Source organism: Chryseobacterium sp. C3, assembly GCF_014218905.1.
In the GTDB taxonomy this organism is placed as follows: domain Bacteria; phylum Bacteroidota; class Bacteroidia; order Flavobacteriales; family Weeksellaceae; genus Chryseobacterium; species Chryseobacterium mucoviscidosis.
Map to the genome: position 1 here is coordinate 80,059 of NZ_JACLCU010000006.1, position 14,234 is coordinate 94,292.

The 14,234-nt window shown below is 34.8% G+C and carries 14 protein-coding genes; 4 read left to right on the forward strand and 10 right to left on the reverse strand.

Annotation, left to right across the window (positions count from 1 at the left end; translation table 11 throughout):
• The first annotated feature begins 45 nt into the window (after window positions 1-45).
• From H6W53_RS14480 to H6W53_RS14490, 3 genes are read left to right on the forward strand one after another with little or no spacing between them, the layout of a single operon-like run.
• A complete protein-coding gene (locus tag H6W53_RS14480; protein WP_108410954.1) occupies window positions 46-468 on the forward strand; it encodes a deoxycytidylate deaminase in 423 nt (140 codons plus the stop codon).
• Between the two features lie 6 nt (window positions 469-474).
• Window positions 475-1,389, forward strand: a complete 915-nt coding sequence (gene xerD, locus H6W53_RS14485; protein ID WP_185207793.1) for a site-specific tyrosine recombinase XerD — start codon at window positions 475-477, stop codon at window positions 1,387-1,389.
• Window positions 1,386-1,901, forward strand: a complete 516-nt coding sequence (locus H6W53_RS14490; protein ID WP_087708295.1) for an NUDIX hydrolase — start codon at window positions 1,386-1,388, stop codon at window positions 1,899-1,901. Before xerD ends, H6W53_RS14490 begins: the two co-directional genes overlap by 4 nt.
• A gap of 577 nt (window positions 1,902-2,478) precedes the next feature.
• On the opposite strand, the gene H6W53_RS14495 is transcribed toward H6W53_RS14490, so the two are convergent.
• The 4 genes from H6W53_RS14495 to H6W53_RS14510 all read right to left on the reverse strand — a co-directional run bounded on the left by H6W53_RS14495 (window position 2,479) and on the right by H6W53_RS14510 (window position 7,055).
• Entirely contained in the window at window positions 2,479-2,937 is a 459-nt protein-coding gene (locus H6W53_RS14495) for a heme-binding domain-containing protein (protein ID WP_185207795.1), read from the reverse strand.
• Window positions 2,938-2,939: 2 nt separating this feature from the next.
• A complete protein-coding gene (locus H6W53_RS14500; RefSeq protein ID WP_185207797.1) occupies window positions 2,940-4,685 on the reverse strand; it encodes an Ig-like domain-containing domain in 1,746 nt (581 codons plus the stop codon).
• A 25-nt stretch (window positions 4,686-4,710) separates the two neighbouring features.
• Window positions 4,711-5,973 carry a serine hydrolase domain-containing protein gene (locus H6W53_RS14505; RefSeq protein ID WP_185207799.1) on the reverse strand — a complete coding sequence of 421 codons (1,263 nt, stop codon included), beginning with the start codon at window positions 5,971-5,973 and terminating at the stop codon, window positions 4,711-4,713.
• A 152-nt stretch (window positions 5,974-6,125) separates the two neighbouring features.
• Window positions 6,126-7,055 carry a 2-hydroxyacid dehydrogenase gene (locus tag H6W53_RS14510; RefSeq protein WP_185207801.1) on the reverse strand — a complete coding sequence of 310 codons (930 nt, stop codon included), beginning with the start codon at window positions 7,053-7,055 and terminating at the stop codon, window positions 6,126-6,128.
• Between the two features lie 97 nt (window positions 7,056-7,152).
• Between H6W53_RS14510 and H6W53_RS14515 the strand changes: the two genes are divergently transcribed.
• Window positions 7,153-7,512, forward strand: coding sequence for a hypothetical protein (locus H6W53_RS14515; protein ID WP_185207803.1), 360 nt, complete (start codon window positions 7,153-7,155; stop codon window positions 7,510-7,512).
• On the opposite strand, the gene H6W53_RS14520 is transcribed toward H6W53_RS14515, so the two are convergent.
• The 6 genes from H6W53_RS14520 to H6W53_RS14545 all read right to left on the reverse strand — a co-directional run bounded on the left by H6W53_RS14520 (window position 7,502) and on the right by H6W53_RS14545 (window position 14,220).
• Entirely contained in the window at window positions 7,502-8,029 is a 528-nt protein-coding gene (locus tag H6W53_RS14520; protein WP_185207805.1) for an acyl-CoA thioesterase, read from the reverse strand. The genes H6W53_RS14515 and H6W53_RS14520 overlap by 11 nt on opposite strands.
• A complete protein-coding gene (locus H6W53_RS14525) occupies window positions 8,017-8,793 on the reverse strand; it encodes a hypothetical protein (protein ID WP_185207807.1) in 777 nt (258 codons plus the stop codon). The genes H6W53_RS14520 and H6W53_RS14525 overlap by 13 nt, the downstream gene beginning before the upstream one ends.
• Before the next feature lie 186 nt (window positions 8,794-8,979).
• Entirely contained in the window at window positions 8,980-9,717 is a 738-nt protein-coding gene (locus H6W53_RS14530) for a hypothetical protein (RefSeq protein ID WP_185207808.1), read from the reverse strand.
• Window positions 9,707-10,381 carry a hypothetical protein gene (locus H6W53_RS14535; protein WP_185207809.1) on the reverse strand — a complete coding sequence of 225 codons (675 nt, stop codon included), beginning with the start codon at window positions 10,379-10,381 and terminating at the stop codon, window positions 9,707-9,709. The genes H6W53_RS14530 and H6W53_RS14535 overlap by 11 nt, the downstream gene beginning before the upstream one ends.
• Before the next feature lie 6 nt (window positions 10,382-10,387).
• The gene (locus H6W53_RS14540) at window positions 10,388-11,908 is read right to left on the reverse strand and encodes a hypothetical protein (RefSeq protein ID WP_185207810.1); all 1,521 of its coding nucleotides are present in this window, start codon (window positions 11,906-11,908) and stop codon (window positions 10,388-10,390) included.
• Between the two features lie 194 nt (window positions 11,909-12,102).
• Window positions 12,103-14,220, reverse strand: coding sequence for a TonB-dependent receptor (locus tag H6W53_RS14545; RefSeq protein WP_185207811.1), 2,118 nt, complete (start codon window positions 14,218-14,220; stop codon window positions 12,103-12,105).
• Window positions 14,221-14,234 lie beyond the last annotated feature (14 nt).

Sequence of the window (14,234 nt, forward strand, 5' to 3'; positions counted from 1 at the left end):
TTTACCCTTAATACAAATTATTTCGAAACAAACAAATGCGGCGGTATGAATAAGTTTGACAAAGCTTATCTAAAAATGGCTCAGGAATGGGCAAAACTTTCCTACTGTAAACGAAAACAAGTAGGAGCTCTTATCGTAAAAGATAGGATGATTATTTCAGATGGTTATAATGGTACTCCTTCAGGATTTGAAAACTGCTGTGAGGACAATGACGGCAAAACACACTGGTACGTACTTCATGCAGAAGCCAATGCTATTTTAAAACTGGCAGCTTCCACGCAATCTGCAAAAGGCGCAACACTGTATTTAACGCTCTCACCCTGTAAAGAATGCAGTAAGCTCATTCTTCAGGCGGGAATCACCAGACTTGTCTACATCAATGAATATTCAGACGACGACGGGATCTCATTTTTAAGAAACCACGATATTGAAATAGAACAAATTTCGGAAAGTGAACTAAAAAAATAACACAACATGACTTGGGATGAAAAAATTAAGGATTTTGAGATCTTTCTTCGATTCGAGAGAAACTTTTCAGAAAACACTCTCGACGCCTATATTCGAGACATCAAAAAACTAAAAGAATACGCAGAAGAAGATCTGGGCAACGTCGGACCGGATACTATAGGCTACGAAAATCTGCAGGAATACATTTTCAATCTTTCCAAACAAAAATTCAGCGAAAGATCTCAGGCAAGATGGATCTCTTCCATTAAGGCATTCTTCAAATTTTTACTGGAGGATGAATACCGTGAAGACAATCCGGCTTCTCTGCTTGAAGGTCCTAAACTGGGACTTTACTTACCAGATACCTTAAGCCTGCCCGATATCAATAAGATTATCAGTGCGATTGAGGTAAATTCTGACCTTGGAAAGAGAAACCAGTGTATTATTGAAGTTTTGTACGGATGCGGACTTCGTGTTTCGGAACTTATTGATCTGAAAATTTCCAATATCAATTTTAAAGAGCAGTATATTAAGGTAAACGGAAAGGGAAACAAGATACGTTTCGTTCCTTTAGCGGATTATACGGCAGATCTTTTGGAAAATTATATTCAGGAAGTACGTTCTAAAAGTAAAATCAATAAGAAATATGAAGATACTTTATTTCTGAACAGCCGCGGAACATCGATGTCCAGAGTAATTGTATTTTTAATTATAAAAGAATTAACAGACAAGGCGGGTGTAAGCAAAAAAATATCACCGCATACATTCAGACATTCTTTTGCAACCCATTTGCTTCAGAATGGTGCAGATCTTCGTTATATTCAGGAAATGCTCGGACATTCCAGCATTACGACGACAGAGATCTACACCCACCTGAAAACAGAGGAGCTGCGTGATGTGATCTTGTCTTATCACCCGAGAAATATTAATGTAACTCAATGAAAATACTGAAATATTGCCCCAACTGCGGCAAAGAATCTTTACAGTGGGATGGAGAAAGAAAATGGAGCTGCCAAAACTGTGGTTTCACATTATACAATAACGTTGCCGGAGCGGTAGCTGTGGTAATAAGATATAATGATGAAATTTATCTTACAAGAAGAAACAGAGATCCTAAAAAGGGAAAACTCGATCTTGCAGGAGGTTTTGTAGATCCGAAGGAAAGTGCAGAAGAAACCTGTAAAAGAGAACTTTTTGAAGAGCTGCAGCTGGTTGTTGATATTTCAAATTTAAAGTACTTAACGAGCCTTCCAAACGTCTATCAGTACAAAGAGATTGATTATAATACCATTGATCTTTTTTATGAATACCGCGTTCCGGAAAAATTTGAAGTGAATCTTGAATTGTCTGAAATTTCAGAAGCAGTCTGGATTCCTTTAAAAGAACTGAATCTCGAGGATATCGCTTTTGATTCTCAGAAAAAGTTTTTTGAAGAGTACCTGAAGAATATTTAATATTCCTGAAATATATTTCTCCCGCAGATTTTACAGACATCTACTAAATATGTAAAATTTGCGGGAGATTTTTTATGCTTTTGCTTTGCATGATCAACATAAATTAAACTCAGTTCAGGATAAGAAATAAATTTAAAAAATTGATTTATAGCGTTGTATTATTTTATCGCAAAGAAAAACAAAAGATTTTTTTTAATTATTAAAAGTTGGTAAGCTAAACAAAGGCACTTCGTTTATTTAAAAAAGACAAAAATGGTATTACTTTGATAAGTTTTACGCCTTTGTATATCTTAAAAACTGAATTCCTGATAATTGAATTTCTTTGTTTAACCTTGCGGTTAAGAAGACTTATCTCGAACTCTGGTTAAATTAAAGATTCTTAAGTTGATTTTCGAAATCTGATTATTTTATCGCAAAGGAAAACGAAAAAGTATTCTCTGAAATGCTTTTAAAATAAACAATGCCGTAAAACTTATCAAAGCAATACAAAAGTGATTGATTTTTCGAATAGAACAATAATGAAAATCAAATAGTTAAACCATTTATCTTTTTAAATTCTTATGACGATTAAATACGATTAATAAGTTTTGGATTTCAGCATCTCATCAAAATACTGAATCAGCAAAGCTCTTTCTGCATCGGAAAGATTGGCTTCCTTATGATAAACAATATAACCCGGCATCGGCATCGTTTTATTCTGAATGGTCTGGATCGACTTACTCAGCATACTCTGCTTTAAATCTTTATTATAAGTATCCCAGATAGAAAAATTAAGATGTTCCCGTCCTTCATTGATATGGCTTTTCACAGACCATGAAATCGGCGCAATGTAGGCATATTTAGGATAAACCGTTTCGTTGGAATGACAATCGTAGCACGCTCCTTTCAATAATCCCTGAATTTTTGCAGGTGTTTTTTTAGCATCCACAAAATTCACTTTGTGATCCACCGGAGGATTTACTTTATCTGTTGAAATAAACTGAATTAAAGCAAATCCCAACAAAGTCCAGAAAAATATTTTCTTAAATGTTTTCATATTTATCTTGAAGGCGTTACCAAAGCATCATTTCCTTTCAGATCAACCTTATTAGCATCTTTCGACTGAGATTTCGGCTCTGCTTTCGGTGTGCTTATTTTTGACGGATCCAGAACTCTTGTATCTTTAAGATCCCAGTTTTCGTTGCTGTCCCAAAGCGGTCTTACGATGGCTGTTTTGTAGTAAATGTAGGAATCTTCCGCGAAAGTTTCGTTCTGGAAATCTGCTTCATCCCAAAAGCCGTTTTCGTTATTATCCACTAAAATCCTTACAATGTATTCTCCCGGTTTAAGAATATCAAATTTCACCTCGCTTCCTTTGGTATATTTCTGGAACAATACTTTATCTGAACTGTCTAAAAGTTGCAGCCAGTAACTTGATGCAGGAGCGTTCTGAAGGATGAATTTTAAGCTTCCGAAATTCTCAACTTTATCCACTTCAAAATCGAAACGTTTCGACTGATAATTTTTGGCAAAGAATGAAGAAACGGTTTCTTTCGGAATGGTAAGCTGATATTTTTTACCTGAAATAAAATCTGCTTTCACCAAAATCTGATACGGATTTTTCTCTGAGATTTTTGCGGTAAAAGGAACGGTGTTCAATGAGTCTCCTGCAACTCTGAAAATCCATTTATCCGTGTTTATTTTATCCACATAATAATTGGAAAGGATTTTAAAGTCTTCTTTCGGAGGAAGCATTGCACCGCCGTTATCGCTGTTGATGTCCATTGCGTTTTTCGCATTGTATCTGTAAAACAACGAGGCGTTGTAAAGGCTGTCTTTTTTTCCGACACCGGCATTGTACCCGAACTTTAAATTCTCGTTTGTAGTCTGTCCTACATCACTTTTCACGGCATCAAACCAGACTCTTACGGAATCGGACTTCGGAGCGTGGGTTAGCTTGTACTCTTTTATTTTCTCGTTTAAAGGTTTTACGGTTACTTCATTCGGTTTTCCTTCGAAAGTCATGAGAACTCCTCCCGGAGCTTCTTTCATTTCAAGATATTTCACCGGCTTTTTAGACGGATATAATTTAAGATTTAATCCTGAAACCGATTTTTCTACGACAACAGGATCTTTCTGAAATCCTACTTTCTCTTTTCCCGCATCGTAGATGGAATTTCCGTTTTCATCTTCAAATGCGATGATTTTATATTTTCCGGCAGCAAGATAATTCAGTTCAAAATAGCCATCATCATCAACTTTGGTAATGTAGTAAGGTTTTTGTCTGTAATTGATGGTGTCTTTTACCTGATACAATCCTACCACAAATTTATTCTCACTGGCTTTTTTAATGGATAAAGCATCTCTTACATCCCCGCTTACATAAAGATCATCAAGCTTATCTCCCGTCGAAAACGCGAAATTGTAATATCTCAGAATATTGGCTTCATTATTATCTGCAATAGAATTTCCGAAATTAAAATTGTACGTTGTATTTGCCTGTAAAGTATCTTTCCACTGGATCAGGATAAACTTGTTGGCAATATTAGAAGGAACAATTCTGGTGATATTTTTAATCGGCGGAGAAATATTCAGGTTTTTGTTGATGTCTTTTAACGTAATGTATTCGTCAAAATCTATTCGCAACTGCTTTATATCTCTCGGAACATTTACTCTTGAAGAATCTATATTTGAACTTAAAAATTTCGGAGCCAAGGAATCTTTTGCGCCTCCTACAGGCGAACCTACTCTTGCACAAGACTGCAAAAGAAAAGCGAAAACCAATAAAAAAAGAATTCTTTTCATGAAGATGTTTACGCAAAAATAAACATTATTCTCCATAAACTTCACCATGACCTTTCAATGTATCGCGATCATCGCTCATTACGCTGTGAAGTTTATCTTTCTGAGGCGGAAAATCTTCAAATAATCCCGATAAAGCCAAAGCGGTATACACTCTGTTGGAATATTTATTTCCGATGGCAATAATGGTAACTTTAGATTTCAGAAGATGCGCAAAAACAGAATTGGTTCCGTGCCACCAACCGTTGTGATACGTGAGTTTTTCCCCGTTATCAAAAATTTTCATCCTGAAGCCGAAACCGTAATTGTTCATGCCGAATTTTTCATTGCTGTAAGGCGTGAAAACCTGCTCCATCAATTCAGGCTTTAAAAAATCCTTCGAAAACATTGCTTTTGAAAATCTGTATAAATCTCTAGGAGTGGTATAAACATTTTTATCTCCGTAAATTAAATCCAGCCTGTCCAAAGGATACAGTTTATTGCCTCCGTAATAAAAAGACTGTGATGCCGTAGGAATATCTTTTTCCTGAAAAATATAGGAGTTTTTCATTTTCAGAGGATCAAAAACCATTTCTTTCATTGCCTGAGGAAAAGGAACTTTCGTTACTTTTTCAATGATTAAAGCCAACATGGCAAAATTCGTGTTGCAGTACATAAATCCGGTATCTGTTTCTCTCGCCAGATCCGGTTTATATTTAATAATCATATTCAAAATATCCTCATTGGTAAGGAACGTTTTTGAAAGTTCTGCGGGAGCCGGCTGAATTTTAGTAATGAAGTATTCGTATTTCGGAAGACCGCTTCTTTGGTCGAGTAACGTTTTAACGGTAACATTCGGATAAGGAAAACCCGGAAAATATTGGGTAAGATGATCGGATAAATTCACTTTTCCTGCTTCCACCAACTTCAGCATTGCCATTGCGGTCAACGTTTTTGAAACGGAAGCCACATGAAGCGGTGTATTTTTATCAATCGGGTTCTGATTTCCTTCTCTGGCAAAGCCTCTGTAATTTTCGTAGATGATATTATCTCCTTTCGCGACTAAAATTCCCCCGCTCAAATCGCCGTTTTCCCAAACTTTCTGATAATAGCTGTTGATATAATTTGCCAGTGAAGCCTTATTGGCAACCTGATTTTCCGCGGGCGTAAAAACTTTGTTTACATCTACATTTCCGTAATTGGGAAGATTGGTCGTGTTTTCAGCAACACTGTCCTGATTTTCAGATTTTTTTTTGCAGGAAAAAAGGAATAAAAAGGCAGATAATATAAGGATAAAATTACGCTTCGTCATGAGTTTCGAAAATGAGCGGCAATTTAATAAAACTCGAAATAATTCGTATCCCCTGAATAGAAATTATGAATTATTTAACATAAATAAAAATGAAAAATAATTCATAAAATGGTATCGTCAAAATTCATTTCTAATATTACTGAATTTCAAGGCTAAGCAAACTGTGTCACAATTTTATCGACAATCACCTGCGCCAGTTTTTCCTTGCTCTGAACCGTCCATCCTGCAATATGCGGAGTCACAATTACTTTGTCGGATTCCAGAAGGTACTGAAGGTCTTCATTTTTTGTTTCCAGATTTTCGAAAGAGGATTTTTCGTATTCCAAAACGTCAAGACAGGCTCCTTTTACTTTACCCGCTTTTATTGCCTCAACTAAACTTTTCGTTTCAACATTCTTTCCTCTTGCTGTGTTTACAAAATAGAAATTGTTTTTCATCTCAGAGATAAACGAACCATCCACCAGATAATGGGTCTGTTCCGTTAGAGGAATGTGTAAGCTTACAACTTCAGCTCTTTCCTTTAATTCTTCCAGAGAAACCTGTGTTGCAAATTCATCCGAAAGATCCGGCAGAATATCATGAAAAATCACGGTACAGCCAAACCCAGAAAGTCTTTTTGCTGTGGCTTTTCCCATATTTCCGTAACCGATAAGTCCCACTGTTTTTCCCAACAGTTCGTCGCCTCTGTTTTCTTCACGAAGCCAGATGCCATTTTTCACTTCCTGCGATGCGATGAAAAGCCTGTTCATTAAAATCAGCAACATCCCGACAACGTGTTCTGCCACAGAATCCCTGTTTCCTTCCGGAGAATTAATCAGTTGAATTCCCAGTTTCTCAGCAACCGGAATGTCTATATTTTCCATTCCCGCTCCTACTCTTGCAATGAATTTCAGATTTTTAGCTTTTTCTAAAAAATTCTTATCCAAAGGAATTCTGCTTCGGATGATAATTCCGTCGTACTTTTCAATTTTAGCACAAACCTCATCATAAGAAGAGCTGAAATCTTCTTCCAGAATAAAGTTTTTAGCCAAAAGCTGTTCGGTAATTAAGGGGTGGTTTTTATCGAGGAGTAAAATTCTCATGGAAGACATAATTCTTTATATTTGCTGATGCAAAGGTAAGATTCAAAGTTTTAGAAACCGCTTTTGTGAAATAGAATTTTTCAATTTTTCCATCAAAATGAAATTATATAAAGTCATTTTCAGTTTCTCCATTTTGCTGTTTTTGGGTTACCTAATTTTTTTAGCGGTAAAATTTTCTTCAATTCATGAAACGATTCCAATTCACTATTCTTCTGAAGGTGCAGATGGTTTTGGGAGTAAAATTTTTCTGTGGTTTGAAGCAGCAATTAATGCCATCATTTTAATTTTTATTGGTTTAATCTTACTCTTTCCTGAAAAAATGTTCAGAAAAACGGATGAATATTTAGAATCATCATTGGAAGCAGCAATAAAAAACCGACAAATATTTCTGTCGGTTCTATCTGTATTGATAACTCTAGTATTTTGCGGATTGTCTTTGAAAGAAATTATGCCATAGTATCTTCCTGGAAAAGCTTTTTAAGCTCAATAGATTCAGAGGGTTTCATTCTTCCGGACAGAATCAGAGAAAGTTCTTTTCTTCTCAGTGCTGCTGCATATCGTTCTTTTTCAAGATCTGTTTCAGGTTCCATATCTGGAATCGGGATCGGTCTGTTGAACTCATCTACCGCTACGAAGGTATAAATTCCTTTGTTGGTCTGAATTTTTTTATGATTGATCGGATCATCCAGCCAAACATCTACATAGATTTCCATTGAGGTGGAAAAAGCTCTGGAAACTTTGGATTCCATCACAACAATTCCTCCTTCCGGAATCGGATGATCGAATGAAACGTGATTTACGGATGCCGTTACGACTCTTCTTTCGCAATGTCTTGTTGCGGAAATCGAAGCACATCGGTCCATTCTTGCCAATAATTCTCCACCAAAAAGGTTTCTCAATTGGTTGGTGTCATTCGGAAGTACAATATTCGTCATCACCGTCAGAGATTCTGACGCCTTTTTTATTTTTGCCATTTCGTTGTCTTAGTGTTGTTTTGAGTTGCCGGAACTTTTGCCGCATTTTGCACTGCAGGCTTAACCGCTTTTGGAACCACAGAATCTTTCTTTAAAGAATCTGCAACCGGAGCAGGATTCATTATTTTTGGCTGAGCTTTTACAGTATCCTGAATTCTGTGTGTTTTTGTCTGTACAGAGATATTGGCTTTGTCAAAAGATTTCTCTCCGAAAAGAAGTTCCTGCTGCGTGTAAGCTACGTATACGATTCCTAAAATCGGGATGATAACCAGAAAAGCCCAAAGAATAGATTTATTAAACTGATAATCTTTTTCGGTATTCAAAGAAGTTTCTGACTGAGTGTTTTTATTGCTGATATCGGAAATCTTAATTTCTTCAAGACCATAAAAATCCGGATGATCCGACTGCAGCCTGTTTCCTTTGAAATGCGTTTTGCCGTCTTCTACAAAAAGGACTCCTAAACCCTGAATTTCAAGCGTCTGATCTGCCTGCAGTTTTTTCTTCCAAAAATCGGTCTGAATCTGAAGATCTGTTTTTGAAGCTTCCAAAGTCATCTGTTTCTGCCCCGCAATAAAAGATGCCAAATCATCAGACTTTACTTCATAATCGGGAGTGTAGACGATTTTGCTTGCAGGAGGAAGAATGCTCCCATTTTCGGAATTGATAATGGCTTTGGAATTTTCCAAAGAAAAAACGCCAAAATCCGGAACAATAACGGTCCCGAATTGTTTCAAATATTCTAAAATGTAAGCTGAAATATTCATTTGGCAGCAAATTTATGACTTTTTGAGTAAAAAATAGATTAAAATATTTCATGCTTAACTGTAACCAAATTTATTTTTAACCAATCATATAATTCATCTAATGAATAAGGATTAGATTTTCATATGTATGACTTATTCTTCTGGTAATAATTTGTTGTAGACTGTAGATATTTCTATTTTAATTTCTTAGATATGCCCCATTGAATTTTCTACATACTTTGCCACATAATTTAGTATTAATGTTCTCTTTTTTGTTTTTCTGTTGTAAACTATATTAACTAAAAAATCATCAGGATACCATGCAACAAAAAGAATATCATAATCTTTCGGATTTTTTCTCCAAACATTTCTTATATATTCATCTACTCTAGAAATATTATCCTTTGATTTTGGTTTATAATCACATAACTCGAAAATACTTCTCCTATCATATGTTTTAATTTTCTTATCTAGTTCTTTTGATAAGATTGCGTTTTTTTTATCGTCTTTAATATTTCCATTACTTTGAATCAGCTTAAAATAATCTTCACTTTCTTTTGAGATAAAGAACAAATACGATTTTGAAGAGATTGTTTCCGGATACAACTTTTTGGAGTTATGATATAATTTTGGCGTTAATAAAATATGAGAATCATCAATTAATTGATAACTTCCAGATATTGATTTGTATATATCTAAACCACAGGTTGAGCCAGAATCACGTGAGTCAAATTTACCATCAGTATCAAAACTTAAATAATATAAATAATTTGTCTTTTGATCTTTTTTTAGAGGATATTTAATCAATCTATATTGATAAATATTAACAGAATCTAATCCAATTATTCTGTCAATGTAAAAATTCTCATTGAGAGGGAATTTTTGTGCATTTAAAACAACTGGAAACAAAAATGCAAATGTTACTACTATTAAACTATTTTTCACTATTGGCTTTTAATACTTTTATTACCATTTCACCTTCGTAATTACTGTCAATTAACCAAAAAGATTTTTGCGTAGTGGAAACATCATCTATTTTATATTGCTTAACAAATAACCAATCATATTTACTTTTTAAAAAAATATTAGGATGATGATAACTTATTGGTAACAAATAGAAATTATCTAAATTTTCTAAATCAATATTGGATTTTTCTTTTAATTTAATTATTATATCATTGTAATTAAAGCCATAGCTTGGATTGTTATCAAATTCTTCAATATAAATAATGTTTCCATTCTTATCATACAAAATTTTTTTTCCTATTTGGATATTATTAAAATAAGTTGATTTTTGTACTAAAAGACCGTTATCATCGTAATTATAGATTGTATAAAAGTTTTTCTTTTTACTACATGATTTTTTGACTTCATATCCTTTCAACATTTTTCTTTCAGTAACAATAGAATCATTTTTTTCATAAAAATATCTCCCATCACTTGTCTTATTTTTTTCAAATCGGCTGATATTAAAATAACGTGTGCTATCTTTTATAGTTTCGAGTGACAAAGCAGAAACGGACGGTGCTTCAGAAATCTTTAGCTTTTGTGGAGTACAGGAAATAATTCCTGCACACCATAAAATTATCGCTATTACACTATTTTTCATTGTTTTTTATTTAGGGTCTTTTTCTATACTTGGTATATTCGGGTTTGCTATTTTCCATTGCCATCTCCAAAGGATGTTTTTGATGTCTGTCGAAGTAACAGCGCCAGATGTTATTGCTCTGTATGACATATAATTATCTGTGTCTTTTTTCTCAAAAGTACATAAAATTTTTGGAGTTGGAATGGGGTTTTCATCAATATGAATATGATAAATTCCTAATCCATGCAAAACTTCATGAGCCAAAGTCGTATCATCTGCTCTTTTGGGACTATTCAAGCTATTGAAAAGCATTACCGTATTTTCTCCTATATCTTTTACTTCTCCTTCCGTGGCTTGGCTTTTAAGAATAGAAGATGAACGATACGTACGAAAAGAATCTTCTTTGAAGGCAAAAGCCGTAAATATGTTGTCTGCCATTTCTTTTTCATCAGCATTGTACTTTATCGTTTTGAAGTTGTTTTTCAGAACATCTTTGTTTTTTGAAATGCATAACTTTTTTACATAATCCTGACAGTCGGTATAATCAATTGAGTGAAATATTCCTCCATCCGTCCATTCAACAATAGGGTTTGTATTTTTCAAAATGTATTTTCCATATTTATTTTTTCCTGAACTGTCTTGTACGATTTTGAAGTTTTCATTATCTGTTAAATCCAATAATGGCATTTCAACAATATGAGGTACAATCAAGCATTGATACATTGCTTTTCTTAGCGTATTGATTTCTTCAGGTTCTATTATTCCTATATTTTCTTTATCTCTTATCTTCGTTTTTATATTCACCAAAGCAAAATTTACTGTTTTTCTAGCTTTTTCATCATTTTGCAAAACGGTAATTTTCCCGGCTAGAGATCTTTTGTATTTCTTATCTTGAGGATAGGCATAGATTTTAATCTCTTTGTTGGCATTTAAATCTTTTTTGCAGGTGATGGTAATTTCTGATGTTTTAGATTGCCTAATGCCTCGGTCTGCAGATTTGTCGGCAAGTATTTTTGGTGTAACTTCAAAAAGATTGGTGTCATAATCAAATTCTAATACCGAGTTTCTTGCAATCTCTACAATAGCGCATAAAGCAATACTAAACTGAGGTTGTACAATATCTTTCGAAAGTTTCATTTTCTCAACTGTTTCTTTTGAAAACATAGAAAGATAAGGAACTTGGTAGTTTTTTTCTTCCCTTTCTTTTTGGCTTTTTCTTGATGGTAAATTAATGGGATATTCTTCGTACATATCCAAAAAACGATTGATTGCTTCATCAGGTTCTAAATTTGTTATTCCATCTTTATATCCGCTTTTGATAAAAGATTTGTACATTCCTCCGTAAGACAGACCATTGTCTTTCTTTCGATACCAATCGAAACCGAAACTTCCGTCGTAAGTTTTATACACTGTACGAAATTCTACTACAGCATGAGAAAATGGTTTTTCCTCTTTCTTGTCATCAAAAAAATTGTCCTTCTTGATTGTTTTTAGATCGTTAATTGAAAGTGCTTTTACAAAGGCAAATTCGTTGTAAATACTGTTCATTTTATGTTTTTTGTTATTGCTATTACAAAGAAACTTTAATATAGCGACAAAACTTGACGTATATTTACTGGCTGTACACTTTTTATACAATTAAAATCTTACTCAGAAGCAAGTTTACTAACAAAAAAGACTGCCGAAGCAGTCTTAAATCTAACTTTACATTCTATAATTAATCTTAAATATAGCCTGAATGTTTACTGAATTTTCCAGCTGATCCCAAACATAAAATTCGTTCCTGCCTGAGAAAAATAATATGGAGAGCCGTCATAAACTGCTCCGTTGTTCACATACTTTTTATTGAATAAATTATTAACCAAAAGCTTCAGAGCAATCTCATTATTTTTAATTTTAAACTGATACTGCGCATTAAAATCGGTTAAAAAATAATCTTTAAGCTGTAAATTTTCATCTTCCGAATTATCCAGATATTGTTTTCCGACATACTGATTCATCAATGCAAACTGGAAATTCTGCGTTGGATTGAATTTCAAACCTAAATTGGCAATCACATCCGGAGAAAAAGAAATCTGCGTATTTCCGAGATCTTTAACACCAGCTTCTGTTTCCACTTTAAAATCTAAATTTCTGTTGTTGCTGAAACTCACATTTCCGGAAAGCTCCCACTGTTTAGAAAGCTTTGCCAAAGCTCCAAGCTCAATTCCGCTTCTGTAACTTTTCCCCGAATTTGTTCTGATGAAAGCCCCCACATTATTCAGTTCGCCATTTAAAACCAACTGATTCACATAGTACATATAATATAAGTTCGCGGTAAAAGACACTTTTCCGAACTGCTTCTCTACTCCGGCTTCGAAATCGTGTAGCTTTTCAGCCTTCACTTCATTGTTTGCCAAAAGATCGTCTCTGTTCGGTTCGCGGTGCGCATGAGCATAGGAAACGAAAATTTTTCCTGATGAAATTTTATAATTGATTCCCGCTTTTGGATTAAAGAACAGCCAGTTTTTATTTAAATCAGCCCCTTCTCCATCTCCTGCCATGATGATTTTTGTATCATAATCTACATTTCTCAATTGCAGGTCTCCGAAAAATTCAAAATCATTCATTCTTACCAATGCTTTGGTAAAACCTGAAACTTCGTTTTTCACAGAGCGGTTTCTGTAATATTCATGTTCATCAATCTCGGGAAAAAAAACGCCCGTTACATTTCCGAAATGTCTTCCGTAGTATTGATTGGCAACGGCTCCGAAGTTCACATCTACAGCTCCCAATTTTCCGTAAAGCGTGGAAACAACTCCGTAAAAATCGTTATCCAGCCATTTTTTTCTGATGAAATCCGTTCTCGTTAAGGTTTGAGAACCGTTGATGAAATTAGGAAGATTATATTTCGAAAATTTAGCGTCCTGCTTATAGTTTTCATAATATCCTTTTCCTTTGGTGTAATGTACCGTTGTTTCCAGATTCCATCTTTCATTGAATTTCTGTTCCCAAAGCAACTGATAATGGTTTTGTCGGTAATTATCCGTTTCATTATCATAAAATCCGACGATGTTTTCCCAATTTGAGTCGTAAATCGCTCCCGAATAATTAAATTTAGGATCGGCTTCCCATGTTTTCCGGTCGATTCCGTTCCACGCCTGATACGTTTTTTCTTTTCCTCCAAAAGCCATCAGACGAATTCTCGTATTTCCTTCCTCATACAAAGCGGTCAGATTGTAAGAATTTAATTTTGAAAAAGCGCGGTCTATATATCCGTCAGAATTGATGTGGGTATATCTTCCCATTACAGAAAGACGGTTTCCCCAGAATTTTCCGGAACCTATTTCCGCAGAATATTTATAGGTGTTGAAAGATCCGTAACTGTCGTCTGTTTTAAAATAAAACTTCTCTTCAGGATCTTTGGAAAGTACATTGATGCTTGCTCCAAAAGCTGCAGAACCATTATTGGAAGTTCCCACCCCTCTCTGAATTAAAATCTGTGATGCTGAACTCGTAAGATCCGGAACATTCACGAAAAATGTCCCCTGACTTTCGGAATCGTTGTACGGAACGCCGTTCATCATGACATTGATGGCACTTCCCGCAACACCACGAATCCGGAATCCTGTATACCCCACTCCGTTTCCGGCATCTGAAGTTGAAATGATGGAAGTCTGGTTCTTCAGTAAAATCGGGAGATCCTGTCCTAAATTTCTGCTGTCCAAATCTTTCTGGACATTGATGATTTCTTTGGCAACAGGAAGTCTTTTGGTAAAGTTAACGGCTTCAATTTCCCTTACTTTCAGGGAATCGGAATTCTGCGCCTGTAAAAAAGCGAAAGAGCCAACGGTAAGCCCTAAAAAAAATAATCCTTTCATTCTATAAATCTTTA